19 protein-coding genes and 1 pseudogene are annotated in these 20,961 nt (G+C 63.6%); 14 read left to right on the forward strand and 6 right to left on the reverse strand.

Features of this window, described 5'->3' with window-relative positions; translation table 11 throughout:
* Positions 1–17 precede the first annotated feature (17 nt).
* The 5 genes from ACZYX4_RS15425 to ACZYX4_RS15445 are packed head-to-tail and all read left to right on the forward strand — an operon-like array spanning position 18 to position 6,546.
* On the forward strand, positions 18–1,244 hold the full coding sequence (locus tag ACZYX4_RS15425; protein WP_463877433.1) for a hypothetical protein: 1,227 nt from the start codon (positions 18–20) through the stop codon (positions 1,242–1,244).
* Positions 1,231–2,739 (forward strand): SCO6880 family protein, encoded by a 1,509-nt coding sequence (locus tag ACZYX4_RS15430; RefSeq protein WP_463877434.1) that lies wholly within the window; start codon positions 1,231–1,233, stop codon positions 2,737–2,739. Before ACZYX4_RS15425 ends, ACZYX4_RS15430 begins: the two co-directional genes overlap by 14 nt.
* Positions 2,740–4,335, forward strand: a complete 1,596-nt coding sequence (locus ACZYX4_RS15435; protein WP_463877437.1) for an ATP/GTP-binding protein — start codon at positions 2,740–2,742, stop codon at positions 4,333–4,335.
* 20 nt (positions 4,336–4,355) lie between these two features.
* The gene (locus ACZYX4_RS15440) at positions 4,356–6,113 is read left to right on the forward strand and encodes a type IV secretory system conjugative DNA transfer family protein (protein WP_463877439.1); all 1,758 of its coding nucleotides are present in this window, start codon (positions 4,356–4,358) and stop codon (positions 6,111–6,113) included.
* Position 6,114: 1 nt separating this feature from the next.
* Entirely contained in the window at positions 6,115–6,546 is a 432-nt protein-coding gene (locus ACZYX4_RS15445; RefSeq protein WP_463877441.1) for a DUF4913 domain-containing protein, read from the forward strand.
* A 493-nt stretch (positions 6,547–7,039) separates the two neighbouring features.
* Here ACZYX4_RS15445 and ACZYX4_RS15450 read toward each other — a convergent pair.
* A pseudogene (locus ACZYX4_RS15450) lies at positions 7,040–7,195 on the reverse strand (transposase); the annotation flags it as partial.
* Between the two features lie 415 nt (positions 7,196–7,610).
* Between ACZYX4_RS15450 and ACZYX4_RS15455 the strand changes: the two are divergent.
* Positions 7,611–9,095 (forward strand): putative bifunctional diguanylate cyclase/phosphodiesterase, encoded by a 1,485-nt coding sequence (locus ACZYX4_RS15455; protein ID WP_463877443.1) that lies wholly within the window; start codon positions 7,611–7,613, stop codon positions 9,093–9,095.
* 517 nt (positions 9,096–9,612) lie between these two features.
* Here the strand turns inward: ACZYX4_RS15455 and ACZYX4_RS15460 are convergent.
* Positions 9,613–10,449, reverse strand: coding sequence for an alpha/beta fold hydrolase (locus ACZYX4_RS15460; RefSeq protein WP_463877445.1), 837 nt, complete (start codon positions 10,447–10,449; stop codon positions 9,613–9,615).
* Between the two features lie 242 nt (positions 10,450–10,691).
* Here ACZYX4_RS15460 and ACZYX4_RS15465 point away from each other — a divergent pair, with 242 nt between their 5' ends.
* The 6 genes from ACZYX4_RS15465 to ACZYX4_RS15490 all read left to right on the forward strand — a co-directional run bounded on the left by ACZYX4_RS15465 (position 10,692) and on the right by ACZYX4_RS15490 (position 14,432).
* Entirely contained in the window at positions 10,692–11,087 is a 396-nt protein-coding gene (locus ACZYX4_RS15465; protein ID WP_463877447.1) for a cupredoxin domain-containing protein, read from the forward strand.
* Complete coding sequence (locus tag ACZYX4_RS15470) at positions 11,084–11,563, forward strand: hypothetical protein (protein WP_463877449.1); 480 nt, start codon at positions 11,084–11,086, stop codon at positions 11,561–11,563. The genes ACZYX4_RS15465 and ACZYX4_RS15470 overlap by 4 nt, the downstream gene beginning before the upstream one ends.
* Before the next feature lie 184 nt (positions 11,564–11,747).
* On the forward strand, positions 11,748–12,518 hold the full coding sequence (locus ACZYX4_RS15475) for a hypothetical protein (RefSeq protein WP_463877452.1): 771 nt from the start codon (positions 11,748–11,750) through the stop codon (positions 12,516–12,518).
* 263 nt (positions 12,519–12,781) lie between these two features.
* Positions 12,782–13,246 carry a sortase domain-containing protein gene (locus ACZYX4_RS15480; RefSeq protein ID WP_463877454.1) on the forward strand — a complete coding sequence of 155 codons (465 nt, stop codon included), beginning with the start codon at positions 12,782–12,784 and terminating at the stop codon, positions 13,244–13,246.
* A 54-nt stretch (positions 13,247–13,300) separates the two neighbouring features.
* Positions 13,301–13,933: a hypothetical protein gene (locus tag ACZYX4_RS15485; protein ID WP_463877457.1), complete on the forward strand. Its 633-nt coding sequence runs from the start codon at positions 13,301–13,303 to the stop codon at positions 13,931–13,933.
* A 49-nt stretch (positions 13,934–13,982) separates the two neighbouring features.
* On the forward strand, positions 13,983–14,432 hold the full coding sequence (locus ACZYX4_RS15490) for a cupredoxin domain-containing protein (RefSeq protein WP_463877459.1): 450 nt from the start codon (positions 13,983–13,985) through the stop codon (positions 14,430–14,432).
* A gap of 1,103 nt (positions 14,433–15,535) precedes the next feature.
* On the opposite strand, the gene ACZYX4_RS15495 is transcribed toward ACZYX4_RS15490, so the two are convergent.
* Entirely contained in the window at positions 15,536–16,222 is a 687-nt protein-coding gene (locus ACZYX4_RS15495) for a plasmid pRiA4b ORF-3 family protein (RefSeq protein ID WP_463877462.1), read from the reverse strand.
* A gap of 282 nt (positions 16,223–16,504) precedes the next feature.
* On the opposite strand from ACZYX4_RS15495, the gene ACZYX4_RS15500 reads away from it, so the two are divergent.
* Positions 16,505–17,395, forward strand: coding sequence for a hypothetical protein (locus ACZYX4_RS15500; RefSeq protein ID WP_463877464.1), 891 nt, complete (start codon positions 16,505–16,507; stop codon positions 17,393–17,395).
* Here ACZYX4_RS15500 and ACZYX4_RS15505 read toward each other — a convergent pair.
* Both ACZYX4_RS15505 and ACZYX4_RS15510 read right to left on the reverse strand, forming a co-directional pair.
* Positions 17,304–17,606 (reverse strand): DUF4193 domain-containing protein, encoded by a 303-nt coding sequence (locus ACZYX4_RS15505; protein WP_463877466.1) that lies wholly within the window; start codon positions 17,604–17,606, stop codon positions 17,304–17,306. The two genes, ACZYX4_RS15500 and ACZYX4_RS15505, sit on opposite strands and share 92 nt — an antisense overlap.
* Positions 17,607–17,729: 123 nt before the next feature.
* Positions 17,730–18,785 (reverse strand): PDDEXK nuclease domain-containing protein, encoded by a 1,056-nt coding sequence (locus ACZYX4_RS15510; RefSeq protein ID WP_463877469.1) that lies wholly within the window; start codon positions 18,783–18,785, stop codon positions 17,730–17,732.
* Between the two features lie 422 nt (positions 18,786–19,207).
* On the opposite strand from ACZYX4_RS15510, the gene ACZYX4_RS15515 reads away from it, so the two are divergent.
* On the forward strand, positions 19,208–19,648 hold the full coding sequence (locus ACZYX4_RS15515) for a hypothetical protein (protein WP_463877471.1): 441 nt from the start codon (positions 19,208–19,210) through the stop codon (positions 19,646–19,648).
* Between the two features lie 76 nt (positions 19,649–19,724).
* Here ACZYX4_RS15515 and ACZYX4_RS15520 read toward each other — a convergent pair whose 3' ends face one another.
* Entirely contained in the window at positions 19,725–20,957 is a 1,233-nt protein-coding gene (locus ACZYX4_RS15520) for a hypothetical protein (protein WP_463877473.1), read from the reverse strand.
* Positions 20,958–20,961 lie beyond the last annotated feature (4 nt).

Genomic DNA, 20,961 nt, shown 5'->3' on the forward strand with positions numbered 1-20,961 from the left:
AGTGCAGTTTGGGGGACATGACGTGCTTCGCGGGGAACATCGCCTCCGCAGCCGTCAACGACGCCATAGCAGACCTGGCGAAGTCGATCATGGAGGGCATGAGTCAGATGGTGACGACCCTGTCGACCTTCTGGGTCGCCATGCCCACGGTGAACTTGGCCAGCGCAGACGGGGCAACGCCAAGCCCCATTGTGTCGGCGGTCAATAGCGAATTGTTGCCCTGGACGCTGGCGCTGGCGGTCTTCGCTGTCATTATCGGTGGCATTCGAATGATCTGGGAGCAACGGGGAGCTCCGCTGAAAGACCTACTGCGGTCCCTGGTCACTCTGACCTTGGTGTCGGGTCTGGGGCTGGGTGTCATCTCGATCCTGGTGATCGCGGCAGACGCTTTCTCAGCCGCGATTATCGACCGCTCCACGAACGGCAAGGGTTTTGCCGATGCAATGAGCATCCTGGTGATGACCAATCAGACCGGGGTCGGGGTATTTATCCTCATCATTCTGGGTCTGATCGGGTTGATTGCGTCTCTTGTCCAAATCGTCCTGATGGTCGTGCGCAGCGGCATGTTGGTGATCCTGGCGGGCATCCTGCCCACCACCGCCGCTTTCACGAACACGGAGATGGGAAGGCAGTGGTTCCAGAAAGCAGTTGGCTGGACTATTGCCTTCATCCTCTACAAACCGGCTGCGGCCATTGTCTACGCGGTCGCGTTCCTCCTCATGAGCAGTAGGGGCCAGGACGCCTTGATCGGCTCCATCACCGGGTTCACCTTGATGCTTGTTGCCTTGTTCGCCCTGCCGGCGCTGATGCGGTTCGTGACGCCGATGGTTGGTGCCGTCGCCTCCGGTGGGGGAGCAGGGGCCGGCGCAGCCGTTGGGGCCATGGCCACGGGTGCCGTGTCCATGGGCCGTGGCGGCAGCGGTAAAGGCAACGCCTCCCCGACGCCGGCCAGTACGCAAAGCACCCAGTCGGGCGCGTCTCCGAAGGGAAGCAATGGAACAACCGGCCCCAGGGGGAATGGCGGGCAGCCGACCCCCGGGGCGACCGGACCGGGTGGGGCGGCCGGCACGACCGGAGCAGGAGCCGCAGCCGGCACCGCCGGTGCCGTGTCGGGAGCTGCGACAGCTGCAGGTCCGGCGGGGATGGCCGTCGCCGTAGGAGCACAAGCAGTGTCCAGGGTTTCTCAGGCCGCACAACAGACCGCGCAGGATTCAACCGGGGAGGGCCCCAGTGGCAGCAATTAATACCGAATACAAGGAACCGTCCTACGGCAACTGGCGCGTCCCGCGCTCTGCCGGGCTGGGCAATCTCGGAGCTATCGGCACCGGCATTGTCATGGCTGGGTTGTTGCTGGGCATCATCAGCTTCGCCATCTGGGGCTTGTTCCCGGGCCTGGCTGTCCTGGCCGTGGCCGGGGCCAGTGCCCTGTTGCTGACGGTCAAGGACAAGCACGGCCAGTCCGTTGTTGACCGTTTCGGGACACGGATGAGCTTCCGTCTCTCCAAGTCCTCCGGAACGAATCTCTACCGTTCCGGCCCGCTGGGTGTGACGCAGTGGGGCATGTACCAGCTTCCCGGCCTTGCCGCGAAGTCGACCCTGTACGAGTTCGCCGACTCCTACAAGCGCCCGTTCGCGCTGCTGCATGTGCCTTCCACCAGCCACTACACCGTGATCTTCTCCACCGAACCTGACGGCGCGTCCCTGGTGGACCCGGAACAGGTCGATGCGTGGGTCGCTAACTGGGGCGGTTGGCTCGCCGGGCTGGGAGATGAGGCCGGCCTGGACGCCGCCGCCGTGACGGTGGAGACCGCACCGGACTCCGGCTACCGGCTCCGCAACGAAGTCGAGATGAACATCGACCCGGACTCGCCGCCTTTTGCCCAGGCAATTCTCCGGGAAGTCGTGGAGACGTATCCGGAAGGTTCGGCCACGGTCCGGGCCTGGGTGTCCCTGTCGTTTAACGCCGCACTGCGGGCTGGATCGAAGAAGCGCACGCCTGAAGATGTGGCCCGGGACCTCGCGTCCCGGATTCCGGGCCTGTCGGCACGGTTGCAGTCCACCGGGGCCGGTATCGCCCGTCCGATGTCCGCGCAGGAACTCTGCGAGGTTGTCCGGATCGCCTACGATCCGCCCGCTGCCCTGATCATTGACGAAGCGCACGCCGCTGGCTCCCCGGTGTCCCTGACCTGGGGCGAAGTTGGACCCTCCGCGACGCAGGCGAGCTGGGATGACTACCGGCACGACAGCGCGTTCTCAGTTTCATGGACGATGACAGGTGCCCCGCGCGGTTCGGTGAACTCCTCGGTGTTGTCCCGGCTGCTGGCCCCGCATGGGGACATTGACCGTAAGCGGATCTCGCTGCTGTACCGCCCGATGGATTCGGCCCGGGCCGCTGCCGTGGTCGAGCGGGATCAGAACAACGCCAACGTCCGCATCACCTCCGGGAACCGGCCCTCTGCCCGTGCCCTGGTCGATGCCCGCTCCGCTGTGCAGACCGCGCAGGAGGAAGCCCAGGGGGCCGGGCTGGTGAACTTCGGGATGGTCGTCACGGCCACCGTGACCGACAAGGAACGCCTCGCTGATGCCGTGGCGGCCGTGGAACAGACCTCCGGTACCGCGCGGGTGCTGTTGCGCCGGGCCTACGGTGCACAGGACACCGCGTTCGCGACGTCCCTGCCGCTGGGGCTGGTCCTTCCCCAGCACAGCATGCTGCCCTCCGAAATCAAGGACGCGCTCTAAATGGCCCTGAGAGAGTTTTTGACGTCAATGACCGCAAAGACAGTAAAGCCAGCAAAAGGTGCGCCCAAGGACAAGGTGGGGAAGCAGCCCCGTGAGGCCGGGCCGGGCGCCCGGGGCTGGACCGGCCGCGGCGGCGGCATGGCCCAGCTCGTTCCGTCCGTGAAGGAATACCGGGGAACCACGGTCCAGGTCTGCGGGCTGTGGCCGTTTTCCTCCGGGGCGTCCTCGCCCATGATCGGTGTTCCGCTGGGCCGTCATGAGGAAACCCAGGCCACGGTCTGCTGTGACCCGATCAGCTGGTTCCAGCGCGCACGCCTGATCTCCAACCCCTCCGCGTTCATTCTGGGCCTTCCCGGATTGGGTAAGTCCACTGTGGTGCGGCGGATGTTCATCGGTCTCTCCGCTCAGGGCGTCCACCCTCTGATCCTGGGGGATTTGAAAGGTGAACACGTCAAAGCGGTCCAGGCACTCGGCGGCCAGGTCATCAAGCTCGGTCGCGGCGTCGGGTACCTGAACATCCTTGATCCCGGCCAGGCCGTCGAGGTCGCGCAGCTCCTTGAAGACAGCGGCCACCATGAGGACGCCGCCCGGGTCCGCGCTGACGCGCACGGCCGCCGTCTGACAATGGTCGTTTCCCTCATCACCATCAGCCGGAACAACCCGCCCACCGATCAGGAACAGACGATCCTGGACCGTGCCTTGCGGGTCCTCGATGACCGGTTCGACGGCATCCCGGTCCTCAAGGACCTGCTGGACGTCATCGTCTCCGCGCCCGATGAGCTGCGGCAGGTCGCACTGGACCGTGGCGACATGGCCGTCTACCTGCAGGAAACCCGCGCCTTGGAAGCAACCCTGCTGGGCCTGACAGGTGGCGGGAAGTTGGGAGAAATCTTCTCCCGGCAGACCACCAACCCCATGATGCGGGACCGCGCCGTGGTCTTCGACGTCTCCAGCATCGATGAGACAGAAACGGACCTGCAGGCCGCCGTACTTCTGGCCTGCTGGTCCTACGGCTTCGGCACCGTCAACGTCGCCAACGCCCTCGCGGACGCCGGTCTGGAACCACGCCGGAACTACTTCGTCGTCCTGGATGAGCTGTGGCGGGCGCTGCGCGCCGGCAAGGGCATGGTGGACCGGGTGGACGCCCTGACCCGCCTGAACCGATCCGTCGGTGTCGGCCAGATCATGATTTCCCACACCATGTCCGACCTGCTGGCACTGCCGGCGGAAGAGGACCGGATGAAGGCCCGCGGCTTCGTCGAACGCTCCGGCATGGTGATCTGCGGTGGCCTCCCGGCCTCCGAGATGCCGCTGCTGACCTCGGCCATTCCGCTCTCAGGTGAGGAACAGCAGAAACTCATCTCCTGGCAGGACCCGCCCGCCTGGGACTCACGCGGGCTCGACGTCGAACCTCCCGGACGTGGGAAGTTCCTGATCAAGGTTGGTGGCCGCCCCGGTATCCCGGTCCAGGTTGGACTGACCTCCATTGAGCAGGCCGAGGGATTGAACGACACCAACACCCGCTGGCACGCGCCGGCTGAAACGCTTCTGGAGCCCGTAGCTCCGGAGCTGCCCAGGGAAAGTCGAACACCGTGAGTGCACCGAACCGTAAGGGAATGGGTCTCGGGGATGCCCTGCTGGTCTGGATGGCCATCGGCTTCATCGTCGTCTTCGGCGGCGGGACCTACGCGGCCGCCCACCTCGGATCCTGGATGGCCGGCATCGACTCACCCCCGGCCCATCCCATTGATCTGATCGCCGGGCTCATCAAGGGCCGGGTGCCCTGGCCCGTCCAGTCCACCGTCGCGGCCGCCCTCATGGCCGGCGTGGTCCTGGTCCTGGCCATCGTCGTGCTCGTGGCCTGGAGGAAGGGCGCCTCCAAGCGTGCCCGGGTAGATAAGGCCGCCCGGTACCTGGGTCGAGGGAAGTCTTTGGCTGCGTTCTCCGAGAAGGGCGCGAAAGCGACGGCGGATCGGCTGGGAGTGACAGGCACGCCGGGCATCGTGGTGGGCAAGGTTGTCTCCACCGGCCAGACGTTCATTCAGTCCTGGGAAGACCTCAGCCTCGATATCTGGGGTCCCCGGACCGGTAAGTCCACCTCACGGGTGATGCCCGCGATCCTGGACGCACCGGGTACTGTGGTGTCGACCTCGAACAAGCGCGACGTGGTGGACGGCACCCGGGGCGTCCGCGAGGCCACGGCCCCCGTGTGGGTGTTTGATCCGCAGAAGATCGCCCAGGAGGAGCCTGAGTGGTGGTGGAACCCGCTCTCCTACGTCACCGACGAAGAGAAGGCGTTCAAGCTCACGCAGCACTTTTCGGTCGGTTCACGGGTCCCGGGGTCCAAGCCGGATGCCTACTTCGACCCCAAGGCCGAAGACATTCTGTCCTCGTACTTCCTTGCGGCCGCGCTCGGTGGGCTTCCCATCACGCAGGTTTACCTGTGGGTGACGGAGCAGGTCAGCCAGGAACCCATCGAAATCCTGAAAGAGCATGACTACGAGCTGCAGTACAAGGGCCTGGAGTCCACGCTGAAGCTCGCCGACAAGCAGCGTGACGGTATCTTCGGCACCGCCGAAAAGATGATTCAGTGCCTCAAGTCCAGGAACACGCTGCGCTGGGTCGCCCCGACAGGCGGCGCGACGGTGGCCACGGATGCCCGGCGGCAGTTCAACCCGCACGCTTTCGCTGCCTCTCAGGAGACGATCTACATCCTCTCCAAGGAAGGGGCCGGCTCGGCCGCCCCGCTCACCACAGCGTTGACGGTGGCGATCGCGGAGGCGATGGAGGAACGGGCCGAGCGCAGCGGCGGCCGCCTGCCCAAGCCTGCGCTGTTCGCCCTGGACGAGTTGGCCAACGTCGTTCGCTGGGCCGGTTTGCCGGATCAGTTCAGCCACTTCGGCTCCAAGGGCCTGATCGTCATGGGCATCCTGCAGTCCTGGTCCCAGGGCGTCGAGCTGTGGGGCGAGGCGAACATGCGGAAAATCTGGTCGGCCGCGAACGTCAAGGTCTACGGCGGCGGCGTGGCCGAAGAAGGCTTCCTCCGGGCGCTCTCGGACCTGATCGGGGACTACAGCTACACCAATGTCTCCGTCTCCTCCGGAAAGTCCGGCTCCAGCCGCTCCCGGCAGGAGGGCAAGGAACGCATTTTCGATGTCTCCAACCTCGCCGAGCTGGACCGCGGCCGCGCCGTGGTCCTCGCATCCGGCGCACCGGCCACGCTGGTCCGGACCATGCCCTGGTACACCGGGCCGCACAAGGAAGCCGTGGAGGCGTCCATCAAGAAGTACAGCCCCCGCCCGGAGGAACCGGTGGCGGTCCCGGTCTCTGCTGCGCCGGTCGCTAATCCCTGGGTCACGGGGCAGGAGGTTTGAGATGACTAACGACATCGGCCGGTTCAGCTCAAGCGACACCGAGACACCTGCAGACACCCCGGCAGAAGAGCAGAAGCCAGCTGAGCTGGTCTACGGCTCAGCCGAAGAGTTCCTGCACGAACAACTCCTGCCAACGTACGTCCGCGACGTCGACGGCCGCGCCGCCAAATGGTGCATCGAGTGGTACTACCACCCCGAAGCAGTCACCCGGGTAGAAGCACTGTGGCGGGCCTGGGAACACCTCAGACTCGACGGCGCGACGGGAATCAGCGTCTGGTTCAAGGACCACGCGGACCACCACATGAACGTCCTCCTGGACCCACGCGGTCCCTTCTACAAATGCGATATGCAAAAGCACAGGGACCCCGAACACCTGGAACCGAAGAAGGCTCCGGAGGGCTGGTTCCCTGACGTGCGGACGCCCCCGACTTAACCCCGGACAGCTGAAACAGTTGAATACGACAGATCCTCGGCACCGTGTTCCTCGATCAAGCAGACGAGAACCCTACGGGCCGCATGGCGCTGCTTCTTGGGCGCGGTCGTGTCCTCCACCAAAACGGCGCGGGACATGCGCAGCAGTGCTGCAACGGATCAGCGTGCGGCCTGCCTCTGCCATGAATCTGCAGGAGGTTCGGCCGCCCGCGATTCGGTGAGAGGGCCTCAGTCTCTGCGTTGATGCCAGGGGCCATAATGAGGCCATGCATATTGAGCTGCTGACCATTCCGGGCTGCCCCCACAGCCTCCCGGCCCGGGAACTGTTCGCCCGCGCACTTTCGCTGGAAGGCATCGATCCGGCGCTACTCATGGTCACGGAAATCACCACGGACGCTCACGCGGCAGCAGCGTCGTTCCACGGCTCGCCGTCCTTCATCATTGACGGGACGGATCTGTTCCTCTCAAACGCGGCGCCGGCCCTTAGCTGCCGGGTGTATCCAAGCCGACTTGACCAGCCAGTTGCGGAGCGTCTCGGGGCCGACACCGTAGGCGGTGGCGACGTCCTTGATCGGCTTCGACGTGTTAATCACCTCGCGGCACAACTCGTCCTTGAACTCCTGGGTAAATCGCTTCCGTGATGCGGTCATGCTGATCTCTACTTTCGGTAGACCCCCATTTTAAGAGGGCCCACTGTCCGAGATCTCCGCGGCAGCCCAAACCCCCGACAACACTGCCGCTTGCCGATTCTTGGCTCGGCGTTTAGCTTCCGTTCGTTTTTGCCTGATAATAAGAACTCGTGGCCCCCTCCCTTACGTCCTCCGCACTGTGAAGCCGCCTCCGCCTACGCTGGGTGATCTTGGCTTCGAGGCGATCATCCTGCGGGCCGACACGCCCTCGGGAGGAATTGAGGCGCTGTTCCGGGCCGACCGGCGGCTTCGGGCCGTCATCATCGATGTCGGAGGGAATCATTCCCTGTTGACCCGGGACCAGCTTGATCACCGGATGACGGGACGGCTGGGCTACGGGCGAGCCTTGAACGCCCGCGCTTCGGCAGAAGCGTTGATGTCACACACCACCTTCAGGCTGCCGCCATCGCTGGATCTTCGGGCAGCCGCCGCCGCGCTGTTGGACCGACCCGAGGAAAGCAGATATCAGGATGTGCTCGTCACCGCAGAGGCCCCGCGCATCGTTCCGGTCTCAGAGGTCTTCGAAGGACTTTCCGATCTGTTCCGGCACGCCGCCCTCCATGACCCGCTGACCGGCCTGGCGAACAGGCGGGGACTGGAAGAGTCAGCGCCAGCTCTCCTGGCCGGCAACGATTCATCCCGGACGGCAGCCCTCTACGTGGACCTGGATGATTTCAAGATCATCAACGACACCTTCGGGCATCGCTCCGGTGACAGCGCGCTCACCGCCGTTGCCGCCCGGCTTCAGGCCTGCACACGGCCCTCCGACACGGTCGCCCGCCTCGGCGGGGACGAATTCGCCGTGGTGCTGACCGACGTCGATGAGACCACGGCCCGTACCGTCGCTTACCGGATCCTCCGTTCCCTGGATGAGCCATTCCCCCATGACGGACACGAGCTCCGGCTCTCCGCCACCCTGGGCCTGGCCATGGCCAGCGATATCGACGCTGACGGGCAGGACCCCGGGACGCGTCTGGAATACCTCCTCCGCCACGCGGACGCGGCGATGCTGCAGGCCAAACACGAAGGCAAACGCCGGCTGGGCAGGATCGACCCCCGCCGTCCCACAAGCCGTTTCGCCCGCCAGGCCCTCATCCGACGCCGCCTGCCCCAGGCCCTCAACAACGCAGGGTTCAGTCTCCACTACCAGCCCCTCATGGACATCCCCACCGGTGCATGTCTCGCTGTGGAGGCGCTGCTGCGCTGGGAAGACCCGGAACTGGGCACGGTCTCCCCGGACGAGTTCATCCACATCGCCGAACACACCGGTGAAATCCATGCCATCGGCCGTTGGGTCATCGACGAGGCCTGCACCCAAGCCCGGCGCTGGCTGGACGCCGGAACACCCCGGGCCATCTCCGTAAATACTTCACCTCTGCAGCTGACAGCGGGAAGTTTGGTCACCGATCTCCAGGCAGCCCTGGGGCGGCACGGCGTTCCGACATCGCTGCTGAACATCGAGATCACCGAAAGCGCAGCCATCGTGGATCTCCCCTCCGCCGCCGCGCAGCTACGCACACTGATCCACGCGGGCACCGGGGTCGCCCTGGATGACTACGGCACGGCCTATTCCTCCCTTGCCCTGCTCCGGGAACTTCCCCTCACGGGGTTGAAGCTGGATAAGTCGTTCATCGACGCCATCGACACGGACCCCACCTCCGCAATCCTGGTAGCCAGCGTCATCGCCCCTGCCAAAGCCCTGGGACTGAGAACCACCGCCGAGGGCGTGGAACGCGAAACACAATTGGCTGTCCTGCGGGAACTGGGCTGCGACACCGCCCAGGGCTACCTCATTTCGCGGCCCCTGCCCGCGGCAGAGCTCGACCGCGCCTTGACGGCGAGAGAAGCGGCCGCCACGTGACCACAAGGACCCGGCACAGAACCTATCGGCCCGACCGCCGGGACTGGACGGGACTGGACTGGACTGCATCCATGGTGCCGCGTCCTTCCAGGCATCATGGATGCAGTCCGTAATCTGGCGTTGCCCAATCCAGCCGGCACACGCCTCGTGGGCAGGTTCAGTACTCTCCCTGAAAAGAAGCAGCGCAGAACCTGAAACTTCACGTAGCGAACAAATGTAGGTAACCGAGCCGGACCGTGGGCCGGATCTGCCACAGTGCCCTGAACGGCCGCGGCGGCTGCCACCCATCGTCTTTACGGCGACGCAGATTAGTACATCACGCAGAGTCCCGTTGAACCCGCGAGCGTCCTCGCCCTTCGAGACGGTGTGAGCTGCTGCGGGGATCTCTGGCCTGTGATTGTTAGCGGAACGTGGCGGTTAGATCACAGCCCAGATGGCGGTTTCGTCCCGTTAGAGGATCTACTGTCAATTGCTACTCCTGTTGAATAGCTCCACGAGGTCTGCCGGACCTCGTGGACTATTTGGCCAGGAACTGGATCAGTGCTTCGTTCCATTCCTCGGAGTGGCTTACGTTGCATCCGTGGGGGGCTCCGGTGATGACGCGCAGTTCACTCCCGGGCAGGGTTGCGTGTGTGCGCTGACCGGATCCTTCGAAGGGTACGATGGCGTCGACGGCGCCGTGGAGCACGAGTGCCGGAACGGTCACTTTGGGCAGGTCGTCACGGAAATCGGTGCCGCCAAAGGCGGCCATGCACGCGAGGGCCGCTTTCTTGTCCGCCTGCTTGCACAATGCGAAGGCATCCTGGCGCTGTTGCTCGGTGACCTTGAGTTCTCCGTTGACGGAGAAGAACTTGCCGGTGAATCCGTCGTAGAACTCGTCCTCGTCCCTGGTAAGGTCCGCTGTCATCTTCGTGGCCGCGTCCTTGGTCAGGGGTCCCTCGGGGTTGTCGCCGGTCTGCATCAGGTAGGGCGGGACCGCGGACGCGAAAACGACGCTGCGCAGCCGTTCCGCTCCGTAGAGGCTGAAGTAGCGGGCTACTTCGCCGCCGCCCATGGAGAAGCCGACCAGGGTGACGTCATCGAGTTCCAGCTGCTCCAGCAGGGCGTGCAGGTCCTCGGTCAGCGTGTCGTACGTATAGCCAGTCCTTGGTTTGTCGCTGCGGCCGAAGCCGCGCCGGTCATACGTGATGACCCGGTATCCGGCCTCCTGAAGCGCCGGCACCTGGGCCTGGAACGCTTCCCCGGACAGCGGCCACCCGTGGATCAGGACCACCGGACGACCCGGCCCTCCGGTGTCATCCACATGCAGGTTGGTGTCCTTGAACAATCCGTGATGTGCAGTGATTTCAGTCATGACTCACCCTTCGATGCTCGTACCGTGCCGGATGGGGCCAGCCTACACAGACCGGAAGCAAGATGTCTTTCACATCAGAAAACTTCCTCCGGAGAACATGGACCCGGTCCGGGCCGGTTATTCCGCGAGTCCCCGTCGGGCAGTCCGTGAGGGCGGGGGTGACGAATAGGGTGTGTGGGTAGTTTCCTGACTTGCGCGCCATTCCGGCGCGCGGAGGACACATCCCTGGGAAAGGGATTGTCATGAGAACGATCAATCGCATCTTGACCGTAGCTGCCGCCGTGTCGTTGGCGGCCATTACCGGGTGCGCCGCCCAGGAAGGAGCACCCTCCGCCGCGCCGCCCGCCACCAGTTCCTCTGTCCCGTCAGCTGATGGATCGGCCACGGCTGGTGAGGCTGTCATCACGATCAGGGGCTTCGCGTATGAGGTTCCCGCGTCGATGAAGCCGGGGGCGATGGTGACGGTGACGAACGCGGACAGCGCCCCGCATACCCTCACGGCCAAAGACAAGGGCGGTTTCGACGTTGAAGTCCCGGGCGGTGCAACGGTGAGCTTCCAGGCTCCGGACGCCCCGGGTGAGTACGGGATTATCTGCAGCTTTCATCCGCAGATGACCGGGACGCTGGTCGTGAAATGAACCGCCCAGAACTACAACTGACCAGACGGAAGCGCGCCTTGTGGGTGCTGCGTGCCGGCGTCGCGGCCGGTCTGGTGGTCAGTGCCGTCATCCATGTCCAGATCGCCCCGGGCTACCAGCAGGCCGCGCCTGGCGGTCTCGGGCAAGGGACCCTGTTTCTGATCCAGGCCGGAGCCTCGGCCCTGGCCGCGGTGTTCTTACTGCTCAAAGGTTCACGGACGGCTTTCGCGGCCGCCGCCGTGGTGGCGTTGTCGTCCCTGGGTGCGGTCATCCTTTACCGGTACGTCCAGGTCCCCGCTGTCGGGCCGTTGCCTTCGATGTATGAACCGGTCTGGTATGCGGCCAAGACCATTACGGCGGTCGCCGAAGCGGCCGCCGGGGCCCTGGCGGTGGCCGGGTACGCCCTGCTGCACAAGACCCGGCCTGAATCAGGGCCAGCTGCCAGGGGGCCCCGCCGCGGAGCTTCAACTGCTTGACCCGGGGCTGGGTTACCGGCCCGGGTCAGGCACCTCTGATGCTCGCCCGGCCGTGGGCTGGCCAAAAAATATGTGGTCCGGGCCACATTTTAAGCCATCCTTTGCCGGTAGTGTTCCGAAGTACCGGTGTCCCTTTCCTGGGGGCGCCTAACATCACACGCGCGTGTATGAGGAGATTTATCACATGAATAAGACACTTCGCTTTATGGCAGTCCCCACCCTGGCCCTGGCCGCCCTGGCCCTTTCTGGGTCCCCTGCGATGGCAGCGGACCAGTCCTACCAGTCCACCCTGGGCCAGCTCAACGGCAGCGCAGGCTCGGGCAGCATCACTGTTGATGTCAAGGGCAACCAGGCCCACGTTGTCCTGAAGGTTTCGGGCATGCCCGCGACCTTTATGGACGCCCCGTACCCGCACGTCCAGCACATCCACGGCGGCGCCCAGGGCACGTGCCCGGCACCCTCGGCGGACAAGGACGGTGACAAGGTCATCTCCACTACCGAAGGCGCCCCGTTCTACGGCGGAATCGTTACCACCCTGTCCACCAGCGGTGACACCAGCCCCGCAGCTGGCCTTGACCTGAAGGTCGGCGGCCAGGGCGCATCCTACACCGTTGACCGCACGTTCGAAGTGAACGCCGAAACCAAGGCAGCCCTGGACGCCGGCACCGCCGTTGTGGTCGTTCACGGTCTTGATCCCGCCACCCTCAGCGCCGCAGGGCAGGCCGCCAAGAGCGACCTTGCACCGACTCTTCCGCTCGCCGCCACCTCCCCTGCCCTGTGCGGAACGTTGAAGGCCGGGCAGATGAAGGTGCCGGCCGGCGGCGCTGACACCGGCGTCACCCCGGAAGCCGGGACGGACACCGGTGCCCTCGCCGTCGGTGGGGGCCTGGCCCTGGTCGCCCTCGCCGGTGGAGCCTACGTTGTCCGCCGCCGCACCGCCGGTTCAGCAGCCTAAGCCAAGCTGACCGGATCACTACTACTGTGAGAATCAGGAATCCAGGCCGCCGCGGAGGCCTCCGGGCTGCCACGGCGGCCGGGGTTCTGCTCCTGCTGGCCCTGTCTGGCTGCGGTGCAGGAAACAACGGAACGCTGGACGTCGGCTCCCCACCTTCCGCTTCAGCGGTACCCTCCGCGGCACCCACCCCCGCCGCACCCAGTTCCGCAGTACCGATACCTCCCGCATCGAGTCCGGCTGCCGCGCCTGCCGTGGCAGAGCCCGTGGTGCTGACCCGATCCGAGCCGGTGACCCTGGAAATCCCGGCCATCGGCGTGCGAACCGACCTCCTGAAACTTGGACTCCGGGAGAACGGCTCCCTCCAAGTACCGCAGGACACCGGCAGCGGAGCGCCCGCCAGCTGGTACAACGGCTCCCCCACCCCCGGAGAACGCGGCCCCTCCGTGATGCTGGGCCACGTCAACGCACTCGGCGGCGCCACAGGAGTTTTCGCTGACCTCCGCGATCTCACCCCCGGTACCGATATCAATGTCTCCCGGACCGACGGCACCCTCGCTGTGTTCACGGTCGACCACGGCGCACAGTACAGCAAGAACAATTTTCCAACCCTCGAGGTCTACGGCAATACCCCCGGAGCTGAGCTCCGGCTCATCACGTGCGACGGGTACGACCCCACCACGAGGCTTTTCGATGACAACTACGTCATCTACGCAAAACTCAAAACCTGAACCACGGAACTCCCGCTCCATCCGGAAGCGGCAAATGGCGCGAATGGACTGGACATGAAACACCGAAAGCACACCCTGGTTGCGCTGGCCGCCACGTCGCTGATGCTCTCCGGCTGCGCAGCAGCCGCCGGATCCGTCGGGCCCGGCACCTCCGCGGTCGTTCCCTCGTCATCCTTAGCTGCCGCCGAATCAGGACACGCCGCCGGGCACAACCACGGCTCCTCCCCGTCCCCGGGCACGCCCCAAGCCCAAGGACCCAGCGACGCTGCCCTGATGGTGTGCGGGGACCAGCCGATGGACAGGCTCACCTCCATCCTGGATCTGGACTCGAAACCGCACACGGTCAATAACTGGGCCGACAGCACCTTCACCTGCACCTACCACCTCACAGAGGGTGCCTTGGAGATTTCCGTCAGGGAAGCAAAAGATCAGGCCTCTGCACTGAAATACTTCGACGCGATGCAGGCCCTGGCTAAAGACGCCAAACCCATCGAAGGTCTGGCGAACCTGGGCTTCCCGGCCTACGAAACCGCTGACGGATCAGCGGTATTCCAGAAGGACAGCTTCGTCCTTCAGGTGGACGCTACCGACCTACCAGCGGCCCTGGGACCGGAGAGCATCAGCCGGAACGCCTTGGCCTACCAGCTTTCGACCACCATCCTGGCCTGCTGGATCAAACACCCCTGACACACCCCCGCCGCAGATCACTAAAGCAGGGCAGACGAAAGGTTTCATCATGAAGGCGAACACCAGAACACTCAGTGCTTTCGGACTGGCGGCAACAGTTGCCATGCTGGCTCTGTCCGGCTGCGGCGCCCCTGGCACGTCAGGGTCCGGCACGACAGCAGCACCGACAACGACGGAACGATCACCCTCAGCCCTGCCTGCCACCACTGAACCTGTTCCCTCGACCTCCAGCCCGGGCTCTTCACCCGCAGCGGCTTCGGCGGAGATACTAATCAAGGGCTTCAAATACCAGGGCGCGGAAACCGTGAGCCCCGGAGCTACAATCAGTGTCACCAACGAAGACATTGAAGCGCACACAATCACCGCTGACACCGACAACGCGTTCGACGCCGCCATCAAAGTCGGCACCGGCACCTTCACCGCACCGACCAAACCCGGGACCTACCCCTACCACTGCACCTTCCACGGCAACATGAAAGGCACCCTCACCGTGAAATGACACGTCGCGTGATTTGCCTGTCGGCAAAGTCATCTCAATCGCTGCCGGCAGGACCCTGCAGCTGCCGCAGGTTGCTGAATCCGTCGCGGATACGGGACTAGACTGCGGAGACACTCAGGTTGAGGGCCGCTGCCACTTCCACGAAGGTCTGCCCCCCCCGAAGTACGCCAGGACTATAGCCTGCGACTGGGCAGCGCTGATCATTTACTGGCTGCCCAGGACCTTCTCATCCTCGAACCTGCGCGGCCGTCCGCAGGACGGTTGCGGCGGTGGCGCGGGCACGTATGATCCAACGGACAGCAGCAAAAAAGGAAAAGAAAAATGCTTGTGCTGTCCGAGCGCAGCGAGGCCCGTATCGGTTCCTGGCTGTCGCCTGTCATGCCAGCTTCCGGGAGAGAACACTTCAGTGCGCGCTGGCCCGATGCAGAGACAGTGGCCACTGTGCGGGCGCAGTTGTAGCCTTATGGGAGACTGCGGGAATGCTTGTCCTGCGATCAAGCAACGGCGTAAAATCCCCGCACTTCTGCGAAGTTCGGGAGGTCAGAGGAGGTGTGTTCTGATGGATGAACACCCGCAGGAACTGACTCATATTGCGTTCCTGCTCGCAGACCTCGAGGTCCATGAAGCGTGGTTGGCGTACTTCGTGTACGGGGGCAACCAGGGCCTGTTGGTCGTCAATGCATATCCAGGTAGCGGCCGGATCGGCCGGAGTCCCGCTCCTTGGGCACACCTAAAGCTTGATTCTGTGTAGAAATCTGTGTAACTCATCGAGAAGATGGGGTCACTATGCAAGGACATTGACGCACACCCTGAACCGAGAGCTGCTCCCGCACTACCTGACTGGCTCGCTCAGGGACTTATCGAGAACCTTCATATGACCGATGCCGAGGTCTCCCAACTCACTGAAGATGAAGGGCTAAGAATCTTCTAATGCAGCACTGGTCGAAACCTCAATAATTAGGGTTGCCGCGGACTTCACCTTCACCTGTAACGGTGCCCTCGGCGTCTTCAGTGACTGAGTCGCGGCAACCCAACCCATCATTTTTTGTTTCGTGTGCGTTTATCCCCCTTTCAGCAGGAAAATTAAGCGCCGATAATGGCCGTTACGTCAGCCCCGGTCCGGTCTGGAGGGTACGACCAGGTGGCCTTGGCAGGACCAGAAGGAGCTCCCGGTTAATGGCCTCGACATCCAGAAAGCCAGGATCAAAGGGCTCATCGGTGCTGGTCGCCTCGGCGACCCTCGCCGAATGTTCAACGTGTTCAGGATGGGCCGGGTCGGCCAGGGCATCCAGAAACTCCTCGAACCCGGGCATGCCTCCGGAATCTTCCAGCGGGCCGCGCCGGGCTCCGCCGGTCATCCGCGCCGACGGAGTCTCCTTCGTCGCTGGGCGGCGGGAAATCAGCTCGATCCGGTGAAGCCAGCTGTCGCCAAAGTCGTACTCATAGAACACCACCCCCGATCCCCTCGCCAGAAGTTGATCAAGCGAGCAGTCCTCCTCAGCCCTGTCAGCCGGGTCTTCGCACCACTGCGTCGGGAGCCACTGAGGGGCTTCCGGCATCTCTCCATCAATCGGCCGCAGCGGTGCGAAGGGATTGCTGTCGGTGAATCGGTGAAGGTGAACATCCTCCCAACCAAAGGCCACCTGCAGAACCCCGTGCACCTGATCCAGTGAGGTTGAGCCGCGGACTTCCAGCTGACGCCAGATTTCCGGATGGCTGCCGACAAGAAGCACCCTCAGTTCCAGGAGCGGCTCCTGTCCATTCTGGTTCTGGTCGTCATCCTGTTTCATGGCGCCATCGTCTCAAACCACACGCGTTTCGCCGAAATAGGTACGCCCCGCGCGTTGCTGCGGCCACCAGCAGAACCTGTGCGTCCCTTGCGCGGGCTGGGTGGTTCATGTTGTTGTGTCTACCGTTGCCCGCTGTCTGCGAAGCCGGTCCGTGGTGGCAGCGGGTCCGACATAGACGCTACGTGTGGACTCCTCGGGCGAGCCGCGCCGATGCCCACAACGGGCCGCCGGCGGATCATTTTGAGGCGATTCTTGCCGGGCAGTCGCTATAGCATCTGCTGCATGAACAGGGAACGAGAGCTGATTCTTGCCGAGCTGGACGCGGACGCTGATCGCCTGCAAGGTCTGAGCCTTGAAGATCTCGGCTACGTTCCAGATCTCCGGGATCTCTCCGACGAGGACCTGGCCGGCGTGGATTCGGAAACGATGGAAGTGATGGCTGGCATTTCCGCCGAGGACCGCCGGCGGAGTTTGAACCGTGCCCGCCTTCTGGCCGGGGCCATCTGGCATGCCTCCGTCGTTCTCATCGATCAGCTGTTCCAGGACATCCACACGCTGCACGGAAAAGAGTCGATCACGCGCGCAGACATCAACGAAACCTGGATTCTCTCTGGCCTGCCACCGCAGTACGCCGAAAAGTACAACGGACTCTTTGCCCAGGAATTCCTGGTGGTGGCCGTTGACATGACGATGAAACTGGCCAGCGGCTGGACCCCACCCAGCTGCGTGGCCCAGGAGCTCGCCGTCCGGTGCCTCCTGGACCAGATCGAAATCACCGCAGACACCTACGACCTGGACCTTGACCCGCACTGGCGCGGCACGCTCACCGACAGGATCCTCGAAGACACCGACAGCGACATGCTTTACGACCGCAGACTCGACGGTTTCCAGCATGATGAAGATCTGAATGAGCAGCTCCGCCTGGCACCGATGGCAGTGGAGCAATGGTTCGAACCTTTCAACAATGAAAGGCACGTCCCCCCTACGCCCGCTGAGCCACTCCCCCGCTCCAAATGCCCCGCCGGCGGGCTATGTCACGCTGACGTGGCTGTTGGCTCCGGCATTCTTGAAGAGCTAAACCCTAGCCTTCACACTCGACGCAGTACGAGTGGCCGTTCTTTTCGCGTGCGAGCTGGGAACGGTGCCGGACCAGGAAGCAGGAGTAGCAGGTGAACTCGTCCCCGGCCTGGGGAATCACCTGAACGGTCAGTTCCTCGGCAACGAACTCTCCACCGGGGGTCATCGCGTCATCCAGCGCGTCGGCCTCGTCCAGGTCCCGGACGACGCTTCTGGCATCCGGGGCGTTCGCGGATTGCAGCGCCTCGAGGGAGCGCTCCTGTGATTCCTTAACGTCGGAACGCACTTCGTCATAATCGGTTGCCACTGCGGTGATTCTCTTCTCTAACGTTATTGCCGGATCGAACTGCAACCTACACCATGGCTTCGGTATTCCCCTTCAGCGGGACGGGACGCCGGCTTGATATGACTTCGAACGTTAGGCATTCCCTCAGGCGGAGTCGTCGTTCGCGGTGGGTTCAGCCCATTCCAGCGCTGCGACGATGTGTCCTTCATTGGGGAGTGCTTGTTGTTCCGCCGGTGGGAGCTTGTCGTAGGTGTAGGCGGCGACTGCCATCGGTGAGGTGGAGCGTCCGAGGCTGTACCGGACGCTGCGGTCGTTTTTGGTGCCGCAGATGAGGATTCCGATGGTTTCGTTATGGTGGCCGCGCCGAAGTACGTCGTCGACGAGGGCGACGTAGAAGTTGAGCTTGCCGGCGTATTCGGGCTGGAACTTGCCGGTCTTGAGTTCGATAACGACGTAACGGGATTGCTCGATGTGGAAGAAGAGCAGGTCCACGTAAAAGTCGTCTCCGTCGACGTCGAAGTGGACCTGCCGGCCGACGAAGGAGAATCCGGGCCCGAGCTCGCGGAGTGTCTCCGTGATCCTGCTGGTCAGGGCGTTCTCCAGCTCGCGTTCGGCGACTTCGCCGGACAGGCCGAGGAATTCAAAGTTGTAGGGGTCTTTGGCAATCTGCTGGGCGAGTTCCGAGTCCGGCGCAACTAGGTGTTGCACAAAGTTCGACGGCGCCGCCCCGGTGCGTTCCAGGGTCTTGTTCATGATCATGTTCATGAGCACATTCCGGGACCAGCCGTACTCCACGGCCGCTGCGGCGTACCAGTCCCGTGCCTCCGGCTCCAGTCCTTTGTCCAGAATGGTGCGGATGTGGCCCCAGGGCAAATGTCCCACAGGCTGTGGGACATTTGCGTCGAACGCGGGCCAGGCCTCCGCGAAGCTGCGCATGTACTGCAGGTTGGACCGTGACAGGCCGGTCATATCAGGGAACTCGGCCCCCAGGTCCTCGGCCAGCCTGCCGATGACTCCGCTCCCCCAGCCGTCGATGGCCTGGCGTTCCAGGATGGTACGGCCGATGGACCAGTACAGCTCGATCAGCTGGGTGTTGACGGTCCGCAGTGCCGTGGTCCGTGCGGCCCGGACCCTGATCTTGAGCTCGCCCAGGAGGTCGGTGTAGCCGGTGGGGAGGGCAAGGTCACGCGGTTCGGTCATGGGTTCCATCCTAGAGAACGACTCGACCCTGCCCATCGATCCGGTGAGTCGTGATGCCGGAGTAATTAGACGAACCGGCGTGACCGGAACTGGGAAGCCGCGATCCGAATGCACCGGACGGCGAGCCCGGACTGCGTTCTCCAACGCGGCGACGGCCAGCGGAAACATCTGGAACCGAAGAAGGTCCGGGCGGGCTGGTTCCCTGACGTGGGAACCCTGCAGGCCTGAAGACCTGGTGTTTTGAAAAAGGGGAGAATGTTACCTGGCGTTCTCCCCTTTCTGTCGACCGGCATCAGATTCGACCACGAGGTACCGGCTACGGACGCCTGACACGGCCGCGATTACAGATACCTGCCTCTCCAACGCGCATTGGCTATTCAGCGGGCGGGAGGAGGCCGAGCTAGCATCGGTACGGCAACCAGATGAAATGGGGAATTATGGATCAGACAATAGTGTGGGCAGTGGCAGTGATATCGCTGATTACTTTCTTCAAAACTCTGCTGGATGCTCTCAACAAGAGCGCGGAGGCTGAGGCCGCACATGCAAAGCACTATAAGAAAGAAGTGACAGAAACTGCGGAATGCGGAACATGGTCACCGAAAGAGAAAGTAGACTTTGCCAGCTTCGTGCTCGGATTTCTTGCATCCTTCCTGGGCCTGATCTTCGCTTGGCTTAAGGCTGGGAATTTTCCTGCAGCAATGATCATCCTGGGCCTGGGCTTCATAGTGGCCCTCTTCGGTGTCGCTTGGGCAGGCTGGTACTACGCCCAGACCAGAGAATCGAAAGTTGCGACTTGGATGTCGAAACCTGTGACTTGGATAAGTTCGACGTTTTTTCCTAAGCAGGAAGACCCGCAGACCTAGAGCGGACACTGTCAAAGAGGGCGAGAACGTCATCTGGCGTTTTCCCCCTCTTTGACCAAGTCGCTCGGAGCCTTGGTTAGCGTCTTAGGCCGTTCTTGCCTCGTTCAGCGCCCACTGTTGCCCCCGTGCGGGATTTTCGGGCCTTCGCTGCGCCCTTGCCCGTGGTCACTGCTGCGCTGGGATGTGTGCCCTCGCTGCGGGCTGCGGCGAGGCGTCCTCGTATCTGGTTTTCGTTGGCGCCAGTATTCGCAAGGGTCTCAGCGAACTTTTCGTGGTGTTCGGCTGAGCCGTAGTCGGCGGCCGACGTGCTCTCCGCTTTGAGGCCTTGGTCTTTGAGCCGGCTGCTGTCGTTGCCGGTGACGCGGTTCTCAATTTCCCGGCCGACGCTTTCCATGCGGGCGAAGAGTTCCTTTTCGGCTTGTTCGTACCGCTGCTCCGCCGTTGTCCGCTCGGAGCCCTTGAAACCGCCATCGGCCAAAAGCTTGGCCTCGTGCATCTCCTTGGCGGCTTTGACGAACGCGGGATCCTCGAAGTGCGAGTCACCGGCGCCGTTGATGTTTGCGGTGGTCTCCTTGCGCAGTTGGTCAAGGTCGGGACCGTTGATGCCGTCCTTGCCGATGAGGAATATGCGTTCCTGCACTGTGGCGTCGGCTGCCGCCAATGCCTTGGGGGTCTTGGCGCTGTGAGCGATCTGCAATGCGTGGGCCAGCTCGGGGTTGGCAAGGTACTCGACGGGTACCTGGTGGCGCTCCATTTCCGGGGCCAGCTCGGCGGCCTGTGCGCGGAGTTCTTCGGCGCGGGCCGCGGCGAGGAGCTGCATGGCCTTCTCGTGTTCGGCGGCGGCCTTCCGTGTTTCTTCCTGGCTGCGGGCCAGCTCGTCCTGCCGGGTTTTCTCGGTGGTAGCGGTCTGGATCCCTGACTCCAAGTAAGCGGCGTCGGTGCCGACGTCGTGGGTGTCGATGCCGTAGCGCGTGAGCACTTCCTGACGGATCTTTTCTGAGGCCGCCAGTGCGGTGGGGTCGTGGTCTTTCCAGCCTTCAGCGACGGCGTGTGCCGTGGCAATGTCCTTCGGCTGGGCGTTGTCCCACCACTGGTCCTTCTCCACGGGCGCCAGCGCTGCGTGGGCGGCGCTGCGTTCGGCGGCGAGACGTGCCTGCGCTTCGTGCGCCACCTGGGCGTCTTGGTGTTCCTGCTGCCGCTGGGATTCCTGCCGGCGACGTGCCAGGGTCTCTGCAATGCGTGAGGCGATCATCAGCGACTGCCGCAGCCCGCCGTCCACAACGTCATCCATTCCATCTGATTCACTCATCGTG

This window comes from Pseudarthrobacter leeuwenhoeki (assembly GCF_055412885.1).